The 22,601-nt window shown below is 68.7% G+C and carries 23 protein-coding genes; 10 read left to right on the top strand and 13 right to left on the bottom strand.

Translation table 11 applies throughout. The annotated features are described in order from the left end of the window. The first annotated feature begins 208 nt into the window (after positions 1–208). Together ASE10_RS17250 and ASE10_RS17245 are read left to right on the top strand one after the other, a co-directional pair. The gene (locus tag ASE10_RS17250) at positions 209–1,105 is read left to right on the top strand and encodes a DMT family transporter (protein ID WP_056305798.1); all 897 of its coding nucleotides are present in this window, start codon (positions 209–211) and stop codon (positions 1,103–1,105) included. Between the two features lie 14 nt (positions 1,106–1,119). Continuing rightward, positions 1,120–2,031, top strand: a complete 912-nt coding sequence (locus ASE10_RS17245; protein ID WP_056305796.1) for a cyclase family protein — start codon at positions 1,120–1,122, stop codon at positions 2,029–2,031. A 57-nt stretch (positions 2,032–2,088) separates the two neighbouring features. Here the strand turns inward: ASE10_RS17245 and ASE10_RS17240 are convergent, their stop codons facing one another. Continuing rightward, positions 2,089–2,991: a LysR family transcriptional regulator gene (locus tag ASE10_RS17240; RefSeq protein WP_200945822.1), complete on the bottom strand. Its 903-nt coding sequence runs from the start codon at positions 2,989–2,991 to the stop codon at positions 2,089–2,091. Positions 2,992–3,072: 81 nt separating this feature from the next. On the opposite strand from ASE10_RS17240, the gene ASE10_RS17235 reads away from it, so the two are divergent. The 3 genes from ASE10_RS17235 (at position 3,073) to ASE10_RS17225 (ending at position 6,123) form a co-directional block, all read left to right on the top strand. Beyond that, on the top strand, positions 3,073–3,711 hold the full coding sequence (locus tag ASE10_RS17235) for an NAD(P)-dependent oxidoreductase (protein ID WP_056305795.1): 639 nt from the start codon (positions 3,073–3,075) through the stop codon (positions 3,709–3,711). Between the two features lie 157 nt (positions 3,712–3,868). Next, positions 3,869–5,431, top strand: coding sequence for a tetratricopeptide repeat protein (locus tag ASE10_RS17230; RefSeq protein WP_056305793.1), 1,563 nt, complete (start codon positions 3,869–3,871; stop codon positions 5,429–5,431). Between the two features lie 59 nt (positions 5,432–5,490). Next, the gene (locus tag ASE10_RS17225; RefSeq protein ID WP_056305790.1) at positions 5,491–6,123 is read left to right on the top strand and encodes a CatB-related O-acetyltransferase; all 633 of its coding nucleotides are present in this window, start codon (positions 5,491–5,493) and stop codon (positions 6,121–6,123) included. A gap of 7 nt (positions 6,124–6,130) precedes the next feature. On the opposite strand, the gene ASE10_RS17220 is transcribed toward ASE10_RS17225, so the two are convergent. The 7 genes from ASE10_RS17220 to fdhD all read right to left on the bottom strand — a co-directional run bounded on the left by ASE10_RS17220 (position 6,131) and on the right by fdhD (position 13,445). After that, positions 6,131–7,453, bottom strand: coding sequence for an MFS transporter (locus tag ASE10_RS17220; RefSeq protein ID WP_056305788.1), 1,323 nt, complete (start codon positions 7,451–7,453; stop codon positions 6,131–6,133). Positions 7,454–7,460: 7 nt separating this feature from the next. Continuing rightward, complete coding sequence (locus ASE10_RS17215) at positions 7,461–8,444, bottom strand: aldo/keto reductase (protein WP_056305786.1); 984 nt, start codon at positions 8,442–8,444, stop codon at positions 7,461–7,463. 123 nt (positions 8,445–8,567) lie between these two features. Then, positions 8,568–9,455 (bottom strand): DUF72 domain-containing protein, encoded by an 888-nt coding sequence (locus ASE10_RS17210; protein WP_056305784.1) that lies wholly within the window; start codon positions 9,453–9,455, stop codon positions 8,568–8,570. After that, the gene (locus ASE10_RS17205; protein ID WP_056103161.1) at positions 9,452–9,877 is read right to left on the bottom strand and encodes a VOC family protein; all 426 of its coding nucleotides are present in this window, start codon (positions 9,875–9,877) and stop codon (positions 9,452–9,454) included. The genes ASE10_RS17210 and ASE10_RS17205 overlap by 4 nt, the downstream gene beginning before the upstream one ends. Positions 9,878–9,971: 94 nt before the next feature. Further along, the gene (locus ASE10_RS17200; protein WP_157480995.1) at positions 9,972–10,226 is read right to left on the bottom strand and encodes a hypothetical protein; all 255 of its coding nucleotides are present in this window, start codon (positions 10,224–10,226) and stop codon (positions 9,972–9,974) included. After that, positions 10,210–12,561 (bottom strand): FdhF/YdeP family oxidoreductase, encoded by a 2,352-nt coding sequence (locus ASE10_RS17195; protein ID WP_056305782.1) that lies wholly within the window; start codon positions 12,559–12,561, stop codon positions 10,210–10,212. Before ASE10_RS17195 ends, ASE10_RS17200 begins: the two co-directional genes overlap by 17 nt. Continuing rightward, positions 12,558–13,445 carry a formate dehydrogenase accessory sulfurtransferase FdhD gene (fdhD, locus tag ASE10_RS17190; protein ID WP_056305780.1) on the bottom strand — a complete coding sequence of 296 codons (888 nt, stop codon included), beginning with the start codon at positions 13,443–13,445 and terminating at the stop codon, positions 12,558–12,560. Before fdhD ends, ASE10_RS17195 begins: the two co-directional genes overlap by 4 nt. A gap of 299 nt (positions 13,446–13,744) precedes the next feature. Here fdhD and ASE10_RS17185 point away from each other — a divergent pair, with 299 nt between their 5' ends. Further along, positions 13,745–14,095 carry a GFA family protein gene (locus ASE10_RS17185; RefSeq protein WP_056305779.1) on the top strand — a complete coding sequence of 117 codons (351 nt, stop codon included), beginning with the start codon at positions 13,745–13,747 and terminating at the stop codon, positions 14,093–14,095. Positions 14,096–14,220: 125 nt separating this feature from the next. Here the strand turns inward: ASE10_RS17185 and ASE10_RS17180 are convergent, their stop codons facing one another. Further along, the gene (locus ASE10_RS17180) at positions 14,221–16,050 is read right to left on the bottom strand and encodes a DUF885 domain-containing protein (protein WP_056305776.1); all 1,830 of its coding nucleotides are present in this window, start codon (positions 16,048–16,050) and stop codon (positions 14,221–14,223) included. Positions 16,051–16,349: 299 nt separating this feature from the next. On the opposite strand from ASE10_RS17180, the gene ASE10_RS17175 reads away from it, so the two are divergent. Further along, positions 16,350–17,165 (top strand): DUF4349 domain-containing protein, encoded by an 816-nt coding sequence (locus ASE10_RS17175; protein ID WP_082586132.1) that lies wholly within the window; start codon positions 16,350–16,352, stop codon positions 17,163–17,165. 130 nt (positions 17,166–17,295) lie between these two features. Here the strand turns inward: ASE10_RS17175 and ASE10_RS17170 are convergent, their stop codons facing one another. After that, complete coding sequence (locus ASE10_RS17170) at positions 17,296–17,592, bottom strand: hypothetical protein (protein ID WP_055901266.1); 297 nt, start codon at positions 17,590–17,592, stop codon at positions 17,296–17,298. Between the two features lie 115 nt (positions 17,593–17,707). On the opposite strand from ASE10_RS17170, the gene speG reads away from it, so the two are divergent. Further along, positions 17,708–18,256 (top strand): spermidine N1-acetyltransferase, encoded by a 549-nt coding sequence (gene speG, locus ASE10_RS17165; protein ID WP_055901263.1) that lies wholly within the window; start codon positions 17,708–17,710, stop codon positions 18,254–18,256. 24 nt (positions 18,257–18,280) lie between these two features. On the opposite strand, the gene ASE10_RS17160 is transcribed toward speG, so the two are convergent. Further along, complete coding sequence (locus ASE10_RS17160) at positions 18,281–19,150, bottom strand: peptidylprolyl isomerase (protein ID WP_235567575.1); 870 nt, start codon at positions 19,148–19,150, stop codon at positions 18,281–18,283. Between the two features lie 135 nt (positions 19,151–19,285). Continuing rightward, a complete protein-coding gene (locus tag ASE10_RS17155; RefSeq protein ID WP_056306802.1) occupies positions 19,286–19,747 on the bottom strand; it encodes a DUF1579 family protein in 462 nt (153 codons plus the stop codon). A gap of 169 nt (positions 19,748–19,916) precedes the next feature. Between ASE10_RS17155 and ASE10_RS17150 the strand changes: the two genes are divergently transcribed. Together ASE10_RS17150 and ASE10_RS17145 are read left to right on the top strand one after the other, a co-directional pair. Then, positions 19,917–20,282, top strand: a complete 366-nt coding sequence (locus ASE10_RS17150; RefSeq protein ID WP_055901253.1) for a PadR family transcriptional regulator — start codon at positions 19,917–19,919, stop codon at positions 20,280–20,282. Beyond that, a complete protein-coding gene (locus tag ASE10_RS17145; protein WP_055901250.1) occupies positions 20,279–21,196 on the top strand; it encodes a sensor domain-containing protein in 918 nt (305 codons plus the stop codon). The genes ASE10_RS17150 and ASE10_RS17145 overlap by 4 nt, the downstream gene beginning before the upstream one ends. 101 nt (positions 21,197–21,297) lie before the next feature. Here ASE10_RS17145 and phaZ read toward each other — a convergent pair whose 3' ends face one another. Next, positions 21,298–22,542, bottom strand: coding sequence for a polyhydroxyalkanoate depolymerase (phaZ, locus tag ASE10_RS17140; protein ID WP_056305896.1), 1,245 nt, complete (start codon positions 22,540–22,542; stop codon positions 21,298–21,300). Positions 22,543–22,601: the final 59 nt, after the last annotated feature.

Genomic DNA, 22,601 nt, shown 5'->3' with positions numbered 1-22,601 from the left:
AGTATGCGCTTGTGATGCCGGCTAGGGTGAGGACAATGGTCTCAGCCAGAAATCTGGCTGTTGCCAAAGCCGGCCCGTAGTGCGACCGCGGCCTGCCGATCCGGGTCCATGCTCGCGCAGCGAAACCGGCAGCACCCGATCGGCCTCCACCTGCAGCGCATCGCAGCGCAAGACCGCACCACCCCACCGCCCCCATGCGAGTCCCGTCATGCCTTCGATCGATACCGCCGTACCCCTGGAGACGCCTGCGACGCAGGCCTGGATGACGCCGTTGGAACTGGGCGTGCTGGGCGCGATCTGGGGCGCCTCGTTCCTGTTCATGCGTATCGCCGTCCACGACTTCGGCGCGATGCCGCTGGTCGAAGTGCGTCTGGCGCTGGGCTCGCTGGTGCTGCTGCCTTTCCTGTGGCGCGCGCGCGCACAGTTCCCGGCCAAGCTGTGGCCGAAGATCGCCCTGATCGGCGCGATCAACTCGGCGGTGCCCTTCATGCTGTTCGCCTGGGCCGCGCAACGCGCGCCGGCTGGGATCGGCGCGATCGCCAATGCGATGACGGTGCTGTTCACGGCGCTGGTCGGGTTCCTGTTCTTCGGCGAGAAGATCGGCGCGCGCCGCGGCGTGGCCTTGCTGGTCGGCTTTCTCGGCGTGGTGGTGCTGGCCAGCGGCAAGACCGCCGGCGCCAGCATCAGCTGGGCGGTGGCGGCGGGCGCGGGTGCGGCCTTCCTCTACGGCATCGGCATCAACCTGGTGCGCCGTCACCTGACCGGTCTGCCGCCGGCCGCGGTCGCCTCGGCCACGCTCGGCGTCTCGGCGCTGCTGACCCTGCCGTTCGCGCTCAACCAATGGCCCACGCAGGCGATTCCGATGAAGTCGTGGCTGTCGGCGGCGATGCTGGGCGTGCTCTGCACCGGTGCGGCCTTCGTCATGTACTACCGCCTGATCGCGCGCATCGGCGCCAACCGCGCTTCGACCGTGACCTATCTGATCCCGGTGTTCGGCGTGGCCTGGGCCTGGTTGCTGCTGGACGAACCGCTGACCCTGACCATGGGCATCGCCGGCGCGATGATCCTGGGCAGCGTCGCGCTGAGCCAGCGCAGCGGTCGCTGAGAGAGCACGGACCCATGAACGATACCCATCGCGATCCCGTGCAGCACCGCGTCCGCTTCGACTTCGAAATCGAGTTCACCAACGGCGGCGGCATCCAGGGCCAGGACTTCCGCCTCGACATCGACGGCGACGACATCGCCGACTCCGCCTTGGTCGACTACATCGTCCGCGATCTGCGCCTGCTGATGGTCGGGCAGGCGCGCATCCTCAACAAGGCGGTCATCGTCGAGGCGCACAAGCGCAAGGCCGATGCGGCCGGGCCGGGGCGGCGGATCTACGTCGATCTCAGCCACACCATCGAGGACGGCCTGGTCACCTACCCGGGCCTGCCGGCGGCGCGCGTGTGCGACTACCTCAGCCGCGAGGCCTCGCGCGAGGTCTACGAGGCCGGCACCGAGTTCCACATCGCGCGCATCGAGATGGTCGCCAACACCGGCACCTATCTCGACTGCCCGTTCCACCGCTACGAGCACGGCCACGACCTGGCCCAGATCGAAGCCGAAGCCTTCGCCGATCTCGACGGCATCGTGGTGCGCGCCGACCACCGCGAGGTCAAGGCCATCGACGCGTCCTGGTTCCGCGACAAGGAAATCCGCGGCCGCGCGGTGCTGGTGCACACCGGTTGGGACGCGCACTGGGCCGATCCCAGCTATGCGGTCGGGCATCCGTTCCTGACCGAAGACGCGGCGGCCTATCTGCGCGACTGCGGCGCCAAGCTGGTCGGCATCGACTCGATGAACATCGACGACACCCGCGGCCGCGCGCGGCCGGTGCACAGCACCTTGCTCGGCGCCGACATTCTGATCGTCGAGCATCTGCGCAACCTCGCCGCGCTGCCGGACGAAGGCTTCGCGTTCAGCGCGATCCCGCCCAAGGTGTGCGGCGCCGGCACCTTCCCGGTGCGCGCACTGGCGCGATTGGGCTGATTCGGTGGGCATGCCTCAGTCGGCATGACCCAGGGGGCATGACCCAGTGGGCGTGACTCAGTCGGCCAGGTAGGCCTGCAGCGCGGCGATCGCCAGCCGTACCTTGGCCGGCTGCGACTCGCGTTGGGCGGTGACCGCATACACGCCTAGCGGCGCCATCGACCAGTCCGGCAGGACGCGCACCGCACGGCCGTCGGCCAGCAGCGGCGCCGCGTCGGGACCGGGCAAACGCATGATGCCCAGGCCCTGCAGCATCATCTGCTTGAGCGCCTCGGCGCTGTTGCCGACGATGCGGCCGCCCACGCGCACGCGCCGCATCGGTTCGCCTGGGCGGTGCAGTTCGACGTACTCGGGCTGATTGATCACGCTCAGCATCAGCATCGGATGCTGGCCCAGTTCCTCCGGCGTGCGCGGCAGCCCGTGCGCCTGGGCGTAGGCGGGCGTGGTCGCGAGCAGGTAGTTCCACTCGGCCAGACGGCGCGCGACCAGGTTGGAATCGACCAGCCGGCCCACCCGCACCGCCAGGTCGATGCGTTCGCCGATCAGGTCGATCTGGCGGTCCTCGGCGAACAGGCGCAGCGACAGCGCCGGATGCGCGTGCAGCAGCGGCGCCAGCGCGCCGGCCAGGTGGCTGGCGAAACCCACCGGCACCGCGATCCGCAATTCGCCGCGCGGCTCGTCGCGCAGGTCGCCGAGTCGGCGCTCGGCCGCGCGCGCGGCGTGCAGCATCGCCGCGCAGTCCTCGTAGTAGGCCTGCCCGGCTTCGGTGGTGGTGAGCTTGCGGGTGGAGCGGTGGAGCAGGGCCACGCCGATCTCCTCCTCCAGCCGGCGCAGCTGCTGGCTGACCGCCGACGGGGTCATGGCCTGCTCGCGCGCGGCCGCGCTCATCGAGCCCAGTTCGACCACGCGGGCGTACAGGGCCATGCGCTTGAGGCGGTCTATCGTGAAGTCCAGCTTCATAGTGATAGCGAAATTCGAGGGATTATCGGGTGGTCTTGTATTCGGAATACTAAACCCACTCAACCCACCCGGAGCAATCCCATGAACATCGCCCTGATCGGCGCCAGCGGCTTCATCGGCTCTGCGCTGCGTAACGAAGCCCTGTCGCGCGGCCACCGCGTCACCGCCCTGGTCGGCCGCCCGGAGCGGCTGGAGCCCGCCGCGGGCCTGACCGTGCTCGGCACCGACGTGCTCGATGTCGAACGCCTGGCCCCTCAGCTGGCCGGCCACGACGCCGTGATCAGCGCCTTCAGCGGCCACGCCCAGGACGACGTGCGCGGCTACCACAATCGCGGCACCGCCGCGATCGTCGCCGCGACCAAGCATGCCGGCGTGCCGCGTTTGCTGGTGGTCGGCGGCGCCGGCAGCCTGGAGGTCGCGCCCGGCCTGCAATTGGTCGATACCCCGGAATTCCCGGCGCAATGGAAGGACACCGCACTGGCCGGACGCGACGTGCTCGAATCCCTGCGCGCGGAGCCGTCGCTGGACTGGACCTTCTTCAGCCCGGCCGCGCTGATCGCCCCCGGCGAACGCACCGGCCGCTTCCGCATCGGTGGCGAGCAACTGCTGGTCGACGAACGGGGCGACAGCAAGATCTCGGTCGAGGACTACGCGGTGGCGATGATCGACGAGCTGGAGAACCCGGCGCACAGCCGCCGCCGTTTCAGCATCGCCTACTGAGCCGGGGCGGCGCGCGGTGGACAGCCACCGCGCGTCGTCGCGCGGGCTAGCACTAGAACGGCTCGCCTTGCGCCGGAACACGCTACGGGCCGTGGCGGTTCGGTTAACCTGCCCGCATCTGGGGTAGGACCGGCGCGATGCGCCGGCAGGGGACGGCATGCGCGGCAAGCTTGTCGGGGCGAGCATCGCCCTGAGTCTGGTTATAGGGTTCAGCCCAACGGCGTTCGCGGACGCCGGAGTCGATTGCGAGCACCTCGGCGCGCTGGCCGTCGCCGCGGAGCGCGCGCGTAAGCCCTTCCTGTTCCGGACCTACGATCAGCGCCGGCTGGTCGCGTTGACCCTGGCCGAATGCGCCTACCGCAAGGAGGCGGATCGGGCGCTCAGCGCGGCCATCGAAGATCCCCGCTTCGCCCGCCTGTCCGTGGACGATCAGCGCCGTACCTTGTCGGCGGCCGGCTCCAACGCCTGGCGCCTGGATCAGACCCAGCGCGCACTCGAGCTGTATCGGCGCGCCATCGCCACCGATCCCGGCGATCCGGACGACTGGTACATGCTGTCCAACCTGGAACGCATGCGGGAAGACCATGAGGCGGCTACCAGATCGCTGATCCACTTGATCGAGCATTGGCCGGAGCTGTTGGACAATCTCGACGATAGCCACATCTTTCAGCTGATCTATCGGCTCGAGCCGCGCTCGCAGCTGCGTCTGGATCTGTTGCAAGCGCTGCTGGATGCGAATTGGTGGCGCAAAGGGCAGGGCGTGAGCGCGATCTGGTACGAGCTGGCGCTGATGCGCATGGATCGCGGCGAAACCGACGCCGCGCGCGTGGCGATCCGCCGCATCTCCACGCCCATGGAACTGGTCAAGCTGCGCGCCGACAAACGTTTCGATGCGATCGTCGACTGCAGTGCCTCCGACTACGACGTCGAGAATGCCGCCGCGCGTGAGGTGGACCTTTACCGTTCATTGGTGGACACGCGGCCCGACTCGCTGGAGCTGAGCATGTACCTCAGCTATGCCCTGTTGACCGCAGGCCGCTTCGAAGAGGCTCTGGCCTATTCCAATCGAGTGTTGGCGAGCATCGCCGAAGCGCCCGCCGATCGAGCGCCCTACAGGGACATGGGCTACGAGGTCTGGTTGATGAACAACCGCGCCATCGCCCTGCGCCGGCTCGGCCGTTTCGACGAGGCGCTGCTGGAGCTCCAACGCGCCAGCCGATACAAGGAAGGCGGCGCCGGCAATGTCAGTCAGGCCCTGAATCTGGGGAGCTATTACACCTCCCTGGGGCGCGCCGATGAAGCCTTGGTCGCCGCCGCGCGCGCGGGCGACGACATGACCGGCTACGGACGGATGACCCAGACCTTCGTACAACTGCGCGGCGCCTTGCTGAAGGACGACGCCGATGGCACCGGGCGCGCATTGGCTTATCTGCGCGAGCACCGCAAGGATGCACAGGAAATCTATCTGGACGCGCTGCTGGTGTCCGCACGCCTGGACGAAGCCGAGTCGGCGCTGCTGGAGCTGTTGGCATCGCCGACGGAGCGCAGCGGCGTACTGGAGTGGCTGCAGATCTTCCGCGTCGCCGAGCCTTTGCCGGAGGACCGGGCCTGGCGCGCGCGCAAGGCCGAACTGATCGCGCGCAAGCCGGTGCAGGACGCGGTCGCGCGCGTCGGACGCATCGGGCGCTACGACATCTACGGCGTCAACGAAATGCAGTGAATCCGGTGCGGCGCGGGCGGCTGGCATACTTGCGGCTCGTCACGCACGCAGGAGCCCGCATGCACGGCCCCGATCCCAACGACCCGCATCCGATGCGCGGCTTTCCGCAGATCTGCTACATCCGCAACACGATCGACAACCCGCAGATCCAGGTCGGCGAATACAGCTACTACGACGATCCCGAGGATTCCGAGGGCTTCGCCCGCAACGTGCTGTACCTGTTCCCGTTCATCGGCGACCGCCTGATCATCGGTCGCTATTGCGCGATCGCGCGCGGCGCCACTTTCGTCATGAACGGCGCCAACCACCGCATGTCGGGGTTTTCGACCTATCCCTTCCACATCTTCGGCAACGGTTGGGAAGGCAGCACGCCCCTGCCGCAGGAACTGCCGTACAAGGGCGACACCGTGGTCGGCAACGACGTCTGGATCGGCTACGAGGCCATGCTGATGCCCGGCGTGCGGGTCGGCGACGGCGCCATCCTGGCCGCGCGTTCGGTGGTGAGTTCGGACGTGCCGGCCTATGCGATCGTCGCCGGCAATCCGGCGCGGGTGGTGCGCATGCGCTACGACGAGATCCAAGTGCAGCGGCTGCTGCGCATCGCCTGGTGGGATTGGGATGCGGACAAGGTCAGCCGCAACCTGGAACTGATCGTCGGCGCCGACCTGGACGCGCTGGAGGCGGCGCTGTGAGCGCAAGCTAGCTCGCGCGCGCAGCGGCTTCGCCGATCGGGGACTCTTGTGCGGCGGCCTGCCGCGCGTGCGAGCGCGCGAGCCCCGCGCCGGTGCAGGCCCAGGCCAGCGACAGCGCCGCGCCGATCAGCGCGGCCAGGGCCGGCTGCTGGGCGACGGCGTCGGTCAAGGCCTTGGCCCAACCGCTGACCGCGTCGCCGCCGCGATAGACCACCGAATCGATGAAGTTCTTGGCCTTGTACTTGGCCTGCGGCGACACCGCGGTGAACAGCATCTCGCGGCCGGGCCGCACCAGTCCGTACTCGCCCGCGCGGCGCACCACCATCACCACCGCCAGCACCGCGAAGGTCGGCGCCAGCGCCAGCCAGAAGAAGCCGAACACGATCGCCAGCGGCACCACGACCAGCAGCACGCCGACACCCAGCCGCTGCGCCAGGCGCCCGGTCAGGAACAGCTGCGATCCGATCGCCAGGCTCTGCACGACGACGTCGATGGTGCCGAACACGCGGGTCTGGTCGGTGCGGTCGGGAAAGGTCAATTCGACCAGCCGCGCCTGTTCGAAATACAGGAAGGTGTTGACGCTGGCCAGCAGCAGCACGAACAGCGCGACGCCGAGCAGGAATGGCGAGCGCAGCACGTCGGTGAAGCCCGCGAACGGGCTGCCGCCCAGCGGCCGTGCCCGCGCCGCGGCGCTGGAGTCGGCATGGAAGGGGTGGGCGTCGCGCCACGCCTGCAGCTGTCGCGCAACCTCGATCGCGGCGATCAGCAGCGCCGCCGACAGCCACAGCAATCCGGCATGGCCGATCCGGCCGACCAGGATCACGCCCAGCAGCGGGCCGACCAATCCGCCCAGGCTGGCGCCGGAGGCCATCAGGGCGAACACGCGCTTGGCCTGCGAGGTCGGGAACAGATCGGCGAGCACGCTCCAGGCCAAGGAGATCGCGATCAGGTTGAACACCGACAGCCAGATGTAGAAGCTGCGCGCGAACCACAGATTGTCCGGCGCCCAATGGAAGCCGATCGCGAAACCGATCAGGTTCAGGGCGAAGAAGCCGAAGGTCCAGGGCAGCACGTGCCGGCGCCGCACGCGCGTGGCCAGCCAGCCGAACAGCGGCATGGCCGCGAGCGTGGCGACGAAGGTGCCGGTGAACAGCCACTGCAGGTTGTCGACGCCGCCGGCGATGCCCATGGTCTCGCGCACCGGGCGCAGCATGAAATAGCCGGCGAACAGCAGGAAGAACAGCGCGGCGCCGGCCAGCGCCGGTGCGGTCTCGCGCTCGTCGACGCCGAACAGGCGGGCGAGGTGGCGCAGCGTCGCGGCGCGGCTCATGCGCGGCTCAGCCGATCGCCGCGATCAGGGCTGTGCGTTGTTTTGCGTCCAGCAGGGCGCCGACGCCGGCCTTGAGATTGTCGGTCTGGTTCTTGGGCTTGGAGGTGGCCGGGATCACCACCGTCACCGCCGGCTCGCTGAGCACGAACTTCAGGAACAGCTGCGCCCAGGAATCGGCGCCGACCTCGGCGGCCCAATCCGGCACCGGCTTGTCGCGAACTTGCGCGAACAGGCGGCCGTCCTCGAACGCGCGGTTGACCATCACCGCGATGCCGAGCTCGCGCGCGAGCGGGAAGATGGTCCGTTCGGCGCCGCGCGATACCGGCGAGTAGTTGATCTGGACGAAGTCCGGCTTGCGCGCGCGCATCTCGGCCACGAGCTCGGCCTGGGCGTCGTCGCGGTAATGGGTCAGGCCGACGTAACGCACCTTGCCCTGCTGTTTGAGCTCGCGCGCCAGCGCCAGCTGGGTGGCGGTGTCGCGCAGGTTGTGGACCTGCAGCAGGTCGATCTTGTCGGTCTTCAGCCTGCGCAGCGACTCGCCGAACTGAGCGAGGCCTTCCTCGCGCCCGCTCACGCCGGAGAGCTTGGTGGCCAGGAACAGCTTGGGACGCGCCTGCGCCTGCGCGAGCAGATCGCCGAGCACGTCCTCGGCGCTGGAATAGGTCGGCGCGGTGTCGATCACGCTGGCGCCGGCATCGACGAAGCGCTTGAGCACTTCGCGCAGCGGCTCGCGTGCATCCGCGCCGGCGCCTACTTCGAAGCTGCCCGAGGTGCCCATGCCGATGACCGGCAGCTGTTCGCCGCTGGAGGGAATCGCCCGTTTGAGCAGGGTGCCGCGGAACGGTTGCTCCGCGGTCAGCGCGCCGGCCGGCTTTTTCGGGTCGACGCTCAGCGGACGCGGCGTATCCTGGCTGCAGGCCGCCAGCGGCGCGAGCGCCAGTCCGGTGGCGGTGAGGGTGGTGGTGGCGAGGAAATCCCGACGGCTGACCATGGCGCGTTCTCGCGTTGCGGGGAAGACGTGGAGTGCCGCAGCCTCGCCCGCGCGGCGGGCGAGGGACAGTGCCGTTAGCCATGCCCGCCGTGCGGACGCTCGCGCCTGGCCGCAGAGGCGGAGTCAGCGCGCGCCCAGGCGCTGCAGCAGCGCCATCGCCGCGGCCGGATTGCGGGCCTTGGCGGCGCTGATGAAATACAGATAGACCTCGCGCGGCCGTGCGCCGGCTTCGCCGGCAGCGGCGACATGCGGCAATTCGGCGGGATCGCCGCCGCCGGCCCATTCGCGCGCGCGGCGCGCCCAGTCGTCGAGTTCGGCCTCGGAATAGCCGGTGGCTATGTCGGCACGCGAGCGCATCAGCCGCGCGTAGACGAAATCGCCGGTGATATCGGCCAGCGAAGGGTATTCGGTCGAATCGGTGAATACCGTGGCGACGCCGCGCTCGCGCGCGAGCTGCAGGTAGGCCGGATCGCGGAAACTGTCGTGGCGCACTTCCAGCACGTGGCGCAGCGCACGTCCTTCCAGTTCGCGCGGCAGGCCGTCGAGGAAGGCGGCGACATCGTCGCGGTCGAAGCTGCGGCTGGGCGCTAGCTGCCACAGGATCGGTCCCAGGCGTTCGCCGAACTCGGCCAGGCCGCCGTCGACGAAGGCCTGCGCCGCCTTGGTGTTGCGCGCCAGTGCGCCGGACTGGGTGATCCGTCCCGGCGCCTTGAGCGAAAACGCGAACGCGGGCGGCGTTTCCGCCGCCCATTTGGCGTAGGTCGCCGGCTTCTGCGCGCTATAGAAGGTGCCGTTGATCTCGATGCTGCTGAGCTGACGGCTGGCGTATTCCAGCTCGCGCCGCTGCACCAGTCCGGCTGGGTAGAAGTTGTTGCGCCATGGCGCATAGGTCCAGCCGCCGATGCCGATGCGGATGCCGTGCACGGAAGGAACGCCGGCGCTGTCGGCCGCGGCGGGCGTGGCGAACAGGTCCGCGGGGGCGGAACCGGTACTGCGGCGTGCGGGGCTCATTGGGTCTTGGCCATCCATGGGTTGTAGGTGCCGAACCACCAGATCCGGCCTTCGAGATCGCGGCAAGTGTAGGCGCGACCGCCGTAGTCCTGATCGGCGGGTTCGACTTCGATGCGGGCACCGGCCGCCTTGGCGCGAGCGTAGTGGGCGTCGGCGTCGGCCACGATCACCGAGCAGGCCTGGGTTTCGCGGCCGCCGATCTCGTCGGGTTGGACGATGCGCCGGCCCCACTCGCTGTGGTCGTCGACCGAGCCGAGCATGATCATGCCGCGGCCGTAGCTCAGTTCGGCGTGATGCACGGTCGCGCCGTCGGCGTAGACCGCGTGTTTCTCGAAACCGAACGCTGCGCACAGCCACTCGATCGCCGCGGCGGCGTCGCGGTAGCGCAGGGACGGGATCACGGTGCTGCCTTCGACGGCCATGGCCTGCTCCAGCGGTGCTGCTTCAGCGGGTATGAAGGCAAAGCATAGCCTTGCGAGGTGAAGCGTCCGTGGACTCGAATTGCGCGCGACGCGGTCAGCGCCCGATGTCGCCCTGAGTCAGGCGTTCGCGCCCGCGCTCGGTCAGGATGGCCACCAGGCTTTCGCCCTGTGTTTCCACCCGCACCCAGCCGGGGCCGGCCTCGCCGCCGATCGCGTCTTCGCCGATCCAGGCGAGCTCGCGCAGCAGCACGCTCATGCGCACACGCAGGCGTTTGCACAGGCGCGGCAGCGAGACCCCGGCCGGCTCGCCGGCCAGCGCCGCCAGCAGCGGCTCAGTCAGCTCGGACAAAGCCGATGTCCCGCGCCGATTGCAGGCCTTGCGCCGGCTGCGGCTGATGCGCGTACACGATCACCGGGATCGACTTGGACGTCGGCGTGCGCGCTTCGTCGGCGAAACTCGACAGCGGCACCAGCGCGTTGGTCTCGGGGTAGTAGGCGGCCAGGCAGCCGCGCGGGATGTCGTATTCGACCAGCAGGAAGCGCCGCGCGATGCGCCGCACCTGGTCCTCGCACAGGCTTTCCAGATCGACCCAGTCGCCGGCCTGCAGGCCCAGTTCGGCGATGTCGTCGCGATGGATGAACAGCACCCGGCGCTCGCCGAACACGCCGCGGTAGCGGTCGTCGCTGCCGTAGATCGTGGTGTTGTACTGGTCGTGCGAGCGCGTGGTGGCCAGGTTGAATACCGGTTGCTCGCGGCTGGCGCGGGCGCGGTGCAGCGGCAGGTCGGTCGGCACCGCGTGGGCCTTGAACAGAGCTTTGCCCTCGGGGTTGGTCCAGTGCAGTTCGGCGGCCGGATTGGGCAGATGGAAGCCGCCGGGCACGCGCACGCGCTCGTTGAAATCGTGAAAGTCGTCGAACACCGCGGCGATGCGGTTACGGATGCGGTCGTAGTCGCCGATCAGCCACAGCCACGGCACCTTGCTGCGCGCGCCCAGGGTCGCCGCGGCCAGGTGCGCGACGATCGCCGGCTCCGACAGCAGGCTGTCCGAGGCCGGCGCGTTGATGCCGGCCGAGAGGTGGACCATGCTCATCGAGTCCTCGACCGTGACCGCCTGCGGTGCGCCGTCCTGGATGTCGATCTCGGTGCGGCCCAGACAGGGCAGGATGTAGGCGTCGCGTCCGTGCACCAGATGGCTGCGGTTGAGCTTGGTGGTCACGTGCACGGTCAGGTCGCAGCCACGCAACGCGCGATGGGTGGCCTCGGTGTCGGGGGTGGCGGTGGCGAAATTGCCGCCCAGGCCGAAGAAGGCCTTGCAGCGGCCGTCGAGCATGGCCTCGATCGCGCCGACGGTGTCGTGGCCGTGTTGGCGCGGCGGCTCGAAGCCGAACACCTCGCGCAGCCGGTCGAGGAAGGCCGGCGCCGGCTTCTCGTAGATGCCCATGGTCCGATCGCCCTGCACGTTGCTGTGGCCGCGCACCGGGCAGGGGCCGGCGCCGGGCCGGCCGATATTGCCGCGCAACAGCAGCAGGTTGCAGAGCATCTGGATGGTCGCGACCGAATGCTTGTGCTGGGTGATGCCCATGCCCCAGCAGCAGATCACGCTCTTGGCCTGCAGATAGATATCTCCGGCGCGTTCGAGTTGGGCACGGCTGAGGCCGGATTCGGTTTCGATGGTCTGCCAGGACTCGCCGGCGACTTCGGCCGCGAACGCTTCGAAGCCCTGGGTGTGTTCGGCGATGAAATCGAGATCGAGGATCCGCTCGCCGCCCTCGCGTTGCGCCTGCGCGTCGACTTCGAGGGTGCGCTTGATCATGCCCTTGACCGCGGCCAGGTCGCCGCCGATGCGCAGTTGGAAATAATCCGACGAGATCCGGGTCGAGCCGTTATGCAGCATCTCCAGCTTGTCCTGCGGGTCGGCGAATCGCTCCAGCCCACGCTCGCGCAGAGGGTTGAACGATACGATCGCGGCACCGCGCTTGGCCGCCTTGCGCAGCTCGCCGAGCATGCGCGGGTGGTTGGTACCCGGGTTCTGGCCGAAGATCAGGATCGCCTCGGCGATTTCGAAATCGCGCAGCTGCACGGTGCCCTTGCCTGTCCCGAGCTGGGCCTTCATGGCCGTGCCCGAGGGCTCGTGGCACATGTTCGAGCAGTCGGGGAAGTTGTTGGTGCCGTACTCGCGCACGAACAGCTGATACAGGAACGCGGCCTCGTTGCTGCAGCGCCCGGAGGTGTAGAACAGCGCGCGGTCGGGCGAGTCCAGCGCGTTGAGGTGCGCGCCGATGCGGGCGAAGGCTTCGTCCCAGCCGATCGGCAGGTAGCGGTCGCTGGCCGCGTCCCAGCGCATGGGATGGGTCAGGCGGCCCAGGTTTTCCAGCCATTGATCGCTGTAGCCGGCCAGCTCGGCCACGGTGTACCCGCCCAGCAGTTCCGGTGTGGCGCGATGGCGCGTGGCTTCGGCGGCGACGGCCTTGGCGCCGTTCTCGCAGAACTCGAAGGTGGAGGTGTGGTCGCGGTCGGGCCAGGCGCAGCCGGGGCAGTCGAAGCCGTCGGGCTGGTTGGCCGACAGCAGGGTGCGCGCGCCGTGCACCGGCACGTCCTGTTCCAGCAGGTGCTTGGCGACGCTGCGCAAGGCGCCCCAGCCGCCGGCCGGGCCATCGTAGGGGCGGATGGTTTTCTTGCTCATGACTTCGATTCCGTGGCTTTGCGTGCGTGTGGGCGCGCGGCCTGCGTTGGCTGCGCCTCGCCTTCGATCAGACGCTGCGCATGGGTGTAGACGGCATGCCCGTCGTCGCGGGCGAAGCCGATCAGGGTCAGGCCGGCCGATTCCGCCAGCGCGATCGCCAACGCGGTCGGCGCGGAGATCGCGGCCAGCAGCGGAATGCCGGCCTGTGCGGCTTTCATCGCCATTTCGTAGCTGGCGCGGCTGGTGACCACGGCGAAACCCTGCAGCGGATCGTGTCCGGCCGCGACCAGTGCGCCGATCAGTTTGTCGAGCGCGTTGTGGCGGCCGACGTCCTCGCGCACGAGCGCCACGCGGCCGTCGCCGTCGGCCCAGGCCGCGGCGTGGGTGGCGCCGGTCAGGGCGTTGAGCGGCTGGCGTCCCTGCAATTCGCGCAGGGCGCGGTGCAGGGCGTCGACCCTGATCGGTGCGCTGCCGCCGACTCGCGGCGGCGGCCGCAGCACGGCTTCGATGCTCTCGGTGCCGCATACGCCGCAACCGCTGCGCCCTTGCAGATTGCGCCGGCGTTGTTCGAGCGCGGCGGCGCGCGGCTCGGGTATCGTCAGTTGCAGGCTGATGCCTTCCAGCGATGCGGCGATCTCATCGATGCGCAGTTCGTCCGCGCTCGCGACGATGCCCTCGCTGAGCGAAAAGCCCAGGGCGAAGTCGCCCAGGTCCTCGGGCGTGGCCATCATCACCGCGAACGAGATGCCGTTGTAGACCAAGGCGATCGGCACTTCGGCGGCGATCGCATCCAGGCCCTCGCTCACGCGCGCGCCACGGCGGCGATGCACGCGGCGCTGCACGGCGGCGGACTCGGGTTTAGGTTTGGGCGGCAGCTGGCTCATGGGGATTCGCTCGTACCGGCCAGTATGTACTTCGGAGCCTATGAACAGGGCGTCCGCAAGTACCGGCAAGGCCGATCTTTCGTGGCTGGGTCAATGGCTCCGGTCTATCCGATAGTCGGCTACTCCCCGCCTATTGTGGGTGAAGTTCCTCGTTACGATTATGGCCGCGGCGCCTGCCCGCAGTGGAAGCGCCGACGTTCCGCGAAAGCGGCCGCACGTCGCCGCTACTCGCCGGCGCCGCCGCCGCGCTAAGCTCCGCTCGCGCCGATCGCGGCGCGCCGACACCAACGAGGCTGAGGATGACGACGCATACCGGTAGTTGCCACTGCGGCAAGGTCGCCTACGAAGTCGAGGGCGAGATCGATCAGGCCCTGGATTGCAATTGTTCGATGTGCCGCAGGCGCGGCGGCCTGCTGTGGTTCGTGCCGCGCGCGGCGCTGCGCCTGACCACGGACGAGGCGGACCTGGGCACCTACCGTTTCAACCGCGGCGTGATCGCTCACCATTTCTGCCCGAACTGCGGAATTTCGCCTTTCAGCGACGGCACCGGGCCGGACGGCTCGCCGATGGGCTGCATCAATGTGCGCTGCCTGGACGGTGTCGATCTGGCGGCGCTGAAGATCGTGCCCTGGAATGGGCGCGATCATTGATCGACCGATTCCGGCGCGCGTCCCGGTCCGCGATCCCGGTCTGCGATTCTGGTTTGTGATCGGCGCCAAAAAAGACCGGCGCGTGATGCGCCGGTCCGGGTCTAGCTGGCGATGCGGAAGCTGCCTTATTTGATCGGCTCGTTCAGCATCATCTGGCGCACGAAACGCACCGGCGGCGCGCCGTAGGACAGCACCTGGTCGTGGTAGGCCTTGGCGTTGAACTGGGCGCCGAGCTTGCTCTCCACCGCCTTGCGCATGTCGAAGTGCTCCTGTGCGCCGACGAAGTAGGTCGGCAACTGGGCCGAGGTCAGCTGCGCGCGCACCCACTTGCCTTCGGCCTCGCTGGCCTGCTGGAAGGCCTGCTTGGTCATCAGCTCCATCGCCTGTTCCTTGGTCCAGTTGTCGACCTGCACGCCCTGGTCGAGGATCGCGTTGGCGATGGTGCGCAGGTAGAACTTCAGCTGGACCAGGCGGAACAGCGGATCGTTATCCAGATAGCCCGCGTCGGCCATCATGTCCTCGGTGTAGACCGCCCAGCCTTCGGCGAACAGGCCCGAACGCAGCACCGCGCGCAGGGTCGACGGCGACTTGGCCGAATGCGCGCCTTCCAGGTAGTGGCCCGGCATCGCTTCGTGGATCGACAGCAGGTGGATCATGCGGTTGTTGTATTCGCGCAGGAAGGAGTCGACCTGCTTGTCGCTCCAGTCGTCCGGAATCGGCGAGATCGCGTAGTAGGTATCCAGGCCGCGATCGAGCGGGCCGGGCGAATCGCAGTAGGCGACCGCGACACCGCGCTGGAATTCCGGCATCAGGATGATCTTGACCGGATCGTTGGGCACCGTGACCAGGTCCTTGGCGCGGGTGAACGCGGTCGCGTCGGCCAGGGTCTGCTTGGCGAAGTCGACCACCTTGTCGCGCGCGGGCTTCTCGGCGTAGGCCAGTTCCAGCGCGGCTTCGATCGCCTTCTGCTGTTCCTCGGCGCTGGGCTTGTCCGGCAAGGCGGGTGCGTTGGGCTTGTCCTTCAGCACCTTCTGCGCGATCGCGTACATGTCGCCGCGCACGCGACCCAGCTCGGCCTCGGCGCGCTGCTTGATTTCGGCGCGCGACAGCGACGAGTTCAGCGAGTACTGCAGCTTTTCGTCGTACAGGGTCTGGCCGATGCGGAAGTTGCCCTTGGCGTTGGGCACCAGGGTTTCGTCCAGCCACTTCTGCTGCTCGGCCACGGCCTTGCGCAGGCCGGCGACGGCGGCGTCCAGGCGCTTGCGGTCCGCGCCCTGAAGCTGGCCGGCGTTGGGCAGGATGAAGGTGTCGACCAGGCTGAGCACGCCGGCGTTCTGCTTGGCGACGGTCTCGGCGTGGATCTTCGGCACCCGGGTCGGGTCGAGGTTGGCGCGGGCCTGGGCGAAGATCTGCGGGATCTTCTCCATGCGCACGGTCGCCGACTTCAGGCGCTGCGGCATCGGCGCGAACTCGCGCGCCATCAGGTTGTAGATCGCGCCGCCGGCCAGGCCGCTGTAGACCTGCGGATCCCAGGCCCAGCTCTGCAGGGTGTCGATGCCCCAGATGTCCGAACGCAGCTGGTTACGCAGGATCGCTGCGTCGATCTGGTTCTCGCGCGAGAGCTTGCTCAGGTCGACCGTGTCTAGCTCGGCCAGCAGCTTCTTGGCGAAATCGACCTGGGCCTTGCGGCCGCTTTCGCTGAGGTCGTCGACTTCGCTGTCGTAGCGGTGTTCGCCGATCTGGGTCGCCGAGACCGGGTTGAGCTTGAGCCAGCCGTCCAGCCACTGCTTGGACAGTTCGGCGAAGCGGGCGTCGGTGGCGGCGTCGGAAGCCGGCACCGCGGCGCTGGCGGTCGCCGCGGGCGCCTGCGGCGCGTCGGCCGCCTTGGGCTGGCAGGCGGCGAGGGTGACGGTCAGCAGGGCCAGGGCTAGCGGCGACTTTCGCGACAGGCGCATAACGAATCTCATGGGGGCGGCGGACGCCGCGACCCGCGGAGGATATCGCGCGCCGGGGGCGGGCCGCATAGGCCGTTGGTCGCGGGCGCTCTGCCGATTCGTTCGTCGACCTCAATGCACTGCCGCTCGGCGCGGGCCTTGGGGTGCGGGCTCGCAACGGATGCGACGAGAGAGAGGGTCGGTCCAATGGCAGGACCGGCTTGCGCCGCGCTGAACGCGCGACGGCGTCCCCGCTGGTGGACGCCGTCGCGGCGGTGTCATAGTCCGCCCAGCCCACAGGGGGCTCGGGGAGAATCGCGATGCGCAGGGTTTGGACCACGGCCGCGTTGGCCTTGACCTTGGCGGCCGCGGCCGCCTGCAGCAAACAGACCGCGCACGACGAAGCCGCTGCTGCACCAGCGGAAAGCACGGCTGCCGCGCCTGGGCGCACGCAGGGCGCCGCCGCGGACCTCGGCGTCAAGCTGGCCTACGAACACGAAGTCGACCTCAAGGTCGAGGCGGCCGAGATTCCCAAGCGCCTGCGCGCGGCGCAGGACGCCTGCAACGGCGGCAAGTTCGGTCCCTGCGCGGTGTTGGGTTTGCAGCAGCAGGGCGGCGACTTCCCCAGCGCCAGGCTGCAGGTGCGGGTGGTGCCCGCCGGTGTGGATCCGCTGATCGCGCTGGCCGGCAAGGGCGACGAGATCGCCAGCCGCAACACCCACGCCGAGGACCTGGCGGTGGTGATGCGCGACAACGGCCTGCTGCAGGACCGCCTGCGCCGCGAGCACGAGCGGCTGCTGGAATTCCAGGCCCGTCGCGATCTGAAGATCCAGGACATGATGATCCTGTCGACCCAGATCGCCCAGATCGAGGCGCAGTTGCAGGGCGCGCAGCAGGAGGGCGCGCAGCACCAGCGCCGGGTCGACACTCAATTGCTGACCCTGAGCTTCAACGCGCCGCAGTCGCAGGCCAACCGCAGCGAGATCGGTCAGGCGCTGGGCGATTTCGGCAGCATCGTCACCGGCGTGATCGCCTGGCTGATCCGTGCGTTCGCAGTGCTGCTGCCGCTGGGCGTGGTGGTGCTGGCCGGCCTGTGGTTGGTGCGCCTGCTGCGCCGGCGCCGTAAGGCCGGCTGATGCGCGCCGCGCCGATGCCACCGGCGACGCGCGCATGCGCGCGCTGCTGCCGGGCGTGGCCGCGGCGCTGAAGGCGATTCCCCGAATGAACGTGGGGGCGCCTGAATGCGGCGCCCACCCCGGCCGGGTTTCAGCGTTCCTCTTCGTTCTCGAATTCGACCAGCACGTCCAGATCGAAGGCCAGCGCTTCCACCGCCTCGCGCACCTTCTCCGCGCTGGCGCGGTTGGGCGCTTCGATCTCGATTTCGTGGGTGCCCGGACCGCGATCGTCGGGCAGCCCGGCCGAGCTGGAATCGTCGTCGTCCATGCGCGGCATCAGGTCGGCGACTTCCTCGACGTGTTCGATGCCGTCCAGGCTCACCAGGAGGTTGCCGATGGCGCGGGCATCGTCTTCGCTACCGGTCACGCGCAGTCGCAGCAGGGGCATGGGTTTGGGCCTATCGCGGGGGAACGCAGCGAGGCTAGGCGGGCCGGAGCTAAGGCGATGTGACGGCGCCGGGCTACGTCATCCGGCGTCCACGACCATGGAGTAGGGTGCGCGCATGAACGCGAAAGAATCCGCCGCCGCGCCGACCGTGACCCTGCGTCCGCTGGAACGCAGCGACCTGCATTTCGTCCATCAGCTCAACAACAACCGCAGCGTGATGGGCTATTGGTTCGAGGAGCCGTACGAGTCCTTCGTCGAGCTGGAAGAACTGTTCCGTAAGCACATCCACGACCAGTCCGAACGACGCTTCATCGTCGAGGATATGCACGGCGAACGGGTCGGCCTGGTCGAGCTGGTCGAGATCGACCACATGCACCGGCGCGCCGAATTCCTGATCATGATTTCGCCCGAAAAGCAGCGCCGCGGCTATGCGCGCGCGGCGACGCGGCTGGCGATCAACTACGCGTTCCGGGTGTTGAACCTGTACAAGCTCTATCTGCTGGTCGACGTCGACAACGATCGCGCGATCGCGATCTACGAAGGCGCGGGCTTCGAGCGCGAGGGCGTGCTGCGGGACGAGTTCTTCAGCGACGGCCGCTACCACAGCGTGGTGCGGATGTGCCTGTTCCAGCATCAGGTGCTGGCTCAGCGCCGCGACGCCTGAGCGTCGCGGCGGCAGGCGCGTCGCTTACTTGGACTTGGGTTTGCCGGGCTTGCTCGGCTTGGCCGGTGCCTTCTCGCTGACTTCGCGCGTGGGCAGCGGCACGTTGCACAGGTCGATATGGCCGGCCGGCTGCTTGTACCACTCGTCGCGGCGGTTGCGGCGTGATTCGATGATCTCGTCGAAGGCGGCGCTGTCGGTGCGCAGTACTTCGATCGCGACCCGGTCCTTCTTCGGCACGTCGGCGGCCAGGCGGATCGAGGCGATCGGCACGCGCTGGGCCGGGTTCTCGTAGAAGCCCAGGGCGCCGGTGCCGCGCGGCAGCACCGACAGCAGTTCCATGCCCTGGACCACACGGCCGACCACGGTGATGTTGCGGTCGAGCTGGCGCGGCGACTGGCCGATCACGACGTAGAGTTCGGTGCCGTTGCTGGAATCGGCGGCGACGTCGCGGCCGGCGCCGACCATGCCGTAGCAGTGCGCGAGCCAGGCCGACTTGGCGCCGGTGTCGCGCGCGGCCGGGAAGCCGTCGGCGAAGCCGACCTGCTGCGCCCAGCCGTCGGGATCGGGCAGGACGTGGAACGGCAGCTTGTCGCTGCTGCGCGTGAATTCGGCGGGAAGCTTGGCCTTGGCGCCCTTGCCCAGCGGCTTGCGGCTCTTGTCGTCCTCGGCCGGGTCGCCCCACTGGACCACGAAATTGTCCTGCGAGCGGTTGATGCTGAGCCCGTTCCAGTAGCCGTTGCGGGCCAGGGCGCGGATGTTGGCGACGTGCGCGGGCGCGAAGTCGGGCGCCAGTTCGATTACCACCCGGCCGCGCGGCAGGCTGAGGTAGAGGGTGTCGCGCGGGTCGAGCGCGCGCCAGTCGCCGGGCTTGGTCGCGTCGAGGATTTCCTGCATCGAGCGCGGCTTGGCCGCGTCGGCGGCCGCGGCGGCCAGCGGTAGCGACAACAAGGTCGCGGCGATCAGCAGCGGCGACAGCCATGCTGCCGGCTTGGACGAGGACGGCTTCGAACGCATCGGTGGATCTCCCCTTCAGGTCGAGCGAGTGTAGTCGCCGCGCATGAACTCGGTGTAGTCGTCCTGGCCCGGGAACCGGTTCTCGATCACGAAGCGATAGCGGTCGCCGTCGAATTCGTAGCGATAGCGCGCTTCGCCGCGCGGGGTGACCTTCTCGAAGCTGAGCACCTCGCCCTGCCAACGGCCGCGCGCGGGTTCGGGCGGGAATCCGAGGCTGTCGAACCACCACCACAGCACGGTGTCGCTGCCGGGCTCGATCAGGAACACGCCGTGGCCGTGGAACACAACCTGGCCGTCGCGCTCTTCCTCGTACTCCTGGATCAGGGCCATGCCGTCCAATGAGGGCCGGCATACGGTGCGGCCGATCGCCGCGCCGCCGGGGCCCCAGGGTGAAGGCGAAAGCCATTCGTCGCCTTGCCAGCGGCCGGCGAAACGCATCAACCGCGCATGCGCGGGACCGGGGCGGGGCAGATCCATGGCGAGTTCCGGCTGCGGTGGGACCGGCAGCGTAGCGTGGCCCCTGGGGCGGGCGCGTGCAGGCCGCAGCCTCGTCGTCGGGACCCGGTAGTACGGCCTAGTTACTAATGGCATGCGCGGTATAGCGAACTTAATACTACTGTGGTCTCCAAGCTAGCGGGACCGGGCCATGACCGACATCGAAAGCCACCTCAGAAAGTTCCAGAAAGAGCTCAGCGCAGGCACCGTGTCGCTGGCCCTGTTGGCCGTACTCGGCGCCGCTGCCGAGCCGATGTACGGCTACCAGATCGCCAAGCGCCTGGAGCGCGAAGGCGAGGGCGTGCTCAGCGGCAAGCAGAGCGCGCTTTACCCGGTGCTGCGCAACCTCGGCGCCGCGGGCCTGCTCGACAGTCATGTCGAGCCTTCGGTGACCGGGCCGCCGCGCCGCTACTACCGCATCACCGACACCGGCCGCGAAGTCCTGCAGCAATGGACTTCGGCCTGGCGGGCCACCCGAGATTCCGTCGATTCCGTCCTTGAAGGGCCGACCGCATGAACGCCACCACCGACAAACCGCTGCCGCATTCGATCCCCGAGTACCTCGACCGCCTGCGCGCCGCGCTGGCCGGCGCCGATCCGGCGCTGGTCCAGGACGCGCTCTACGACGCCGAGGAGTACCTGCGCTCGGAACTGGCCGAGAACCCCGGCAGGAGCGAGGCCGAAGTGATCGCCGCCGTCGCCGGCAGCTACGGCGCGCCCGACGAGGTCGCCGAGATCTACCGCGATACCGAGGTCACCGTGCAGACCGCGTTGCGCGCGCCGCCGCCGCGGCCGCGCAAGTCGGTGCTGGGGCAGTTCTTCGGCGTCGCCGCCGAGCCGCGCACCTACGCCGCGCTGTTCTACATGCTGCTGTCGCTGGCCACCGGCATCTTCTATTTCACCTGGGTGGTCACCGGCGCCTCGCTGTCGGCCGGCCTGGCGGTGCTGATCATCGGCATCCCGTTCGTGATCCTGTTCCTGGGTTCGGTGCGGGTGCTGTCGCTGGTCGAAGGGCGTCTGATCGAGGTGATGCTGGGCGAGCGCATGCCGCGCCGGCCCTTGTACAGCGGCCGCGGCAAGCCGCTGTTCGACCGCATCAAGGACATGTTCGTCGACCCGCGCACCTGGGGCACCCTGCTGTACATGGTGCTGATGATGCCGCTGGGCATTCTCTACTTCACGATCGCGGTGACCGGGCTGAGCGTGTCGCTGTCGTTGATCCTGGCGCCGATCGCGATGTTGTTCGGCAGTTTCGGCGCCGGCTTCTGGATCGACGACGTCAACCTGATGTCGGCGCCCTGGACCTGGCCGCTGGCGGTGGCGCTGGGCATCGTGCTGCTGTTCGTGACCCTGCACATCGCACGCGGCGTCGGCATCTTGCACGGCGCGCTGGCCAAGCATCTGCTGGTGAAGTCGTCGCAGTACAGCTGAGCGGGATGCCATGCAGACGCGAAGGCCCGGCGGATCGCTCCGCCGGGCCTTCGTCGTTCAGCCGCTCGCGCGCCTGCGCGAGAGGGCTGGGGTAAGGCTGCTTAAGCCGCGTACTTGGCGATGAAGTCGCGCACCTGCGGATAGACCTGCTCGCGCCAGCGGCGGCCGCTGAAGATGCCGTAGTGGCCGGCGCCCTTGACCTCGATGTGCTGGCGGTCGGCTTCGGCGATGCCGGTGCACAGGCGGTGCGCGGCGCGGGTCTGGCCCTGGCCGGAGATGTCGTCGAGTTCGCCTTCGATGGTCAGCAGCGCGGTCTTGCCGATCGCGGCCGGGTTCACGCGCTCGCTGGCGACGTCCCACAGGCCGCGCGGCAGCAGGTGTTCCTGGAACACCACGCGGATCGTGTCGAGGTAATACTCGGCCGGCATGTCGAGCACGGCGTTGTACTCGTCGTAGAAGCGCCGATGCGAGGCCGCGTCTTCGAGGTCGCCCTTGAGCAGGTCCTGGTAGAAATCCCAGTGCGACTGGAAATGCCGCTCGGGGTTCATGGCGACGAAGCCGCCATGCTGGAGGAAGCCCGGGTACACGCGGCGGCCGCCGCCGGGGTAGTTGGCCGGCACGTGGTGGATCAGGTTGCCTTCGAACCACCACAGCGGCTTGTGCACGGCCAGGTCGTTGACCTGGGTCGGGCTTTCGCGGGTGTCGATCGGGCCGCCCATCATCACCAGCGAACGCGGCGTGGCTTCGCCGCGCGCGGCCATCAGCGACACCGCCGCCAGCACCGGCACGGTCGGCTGGCAGACGCTGATGACGTGCAGGTTTTCGGCGCCGATCAAGCGGATGAATTCCTGGATGTAGGCGACGTAGTCGTCGAGCGTGAACGCGCCTTCGCTCACCGGCACCATGCGCGCATCGATCCAGTCGGTGATGTAGACCTTGTGGTCGCGCAGCAGGGTTTTGACGGTGTCGCGCAGCAAGGTGCTGTGGTGGCCCGACAGCGGCGCGACTACCAGCACCGGCGGATCGTCCTTGAGCTCGGCGATGTTGTCGGCGTCGTCGGCGTAGCGCTTGAAGCGCAGTAGGCGGCAGAACGGCTTGCGCTTCATCTCGCGCTCGATCACCGGGTAGGTGTCGCCGTCGATCTCCAGCGAGTGGATGCCGAACTCGGGTTTCTCGTAGTCCTTGCCGATCCGGTACAGCAGTTCGTAGCCGGCGGCGACGCGCGAGGCGCCGGGCACGGTCGACAGCCAACTGCCGGGAGCGGCGAACATCTTGGAGCCGGCATCGGCCCAGTAGGTCATCGGCGCCAGCCAGGCGCGGCCGAGTTCGTGCATCTGATAAAGCAGCATCGGGCGGATCCCAAGGAACGACGGTTGGCTAACGACGGTTTGCTGCGGCGCAGCAT

This window comes from Lysobacter sp. Root76, assembly GCF_001428685.1.
Taxonomy (GTDB): domain Bacteria; phylum Pseudomonadota; class Gammaproteobacteria; order Xanthomonadales; family Xanthomonadaceae; genus Lysobacter.
This window is presented reverse-complemented; position numbering and strand designations above follow the sequence as displayed.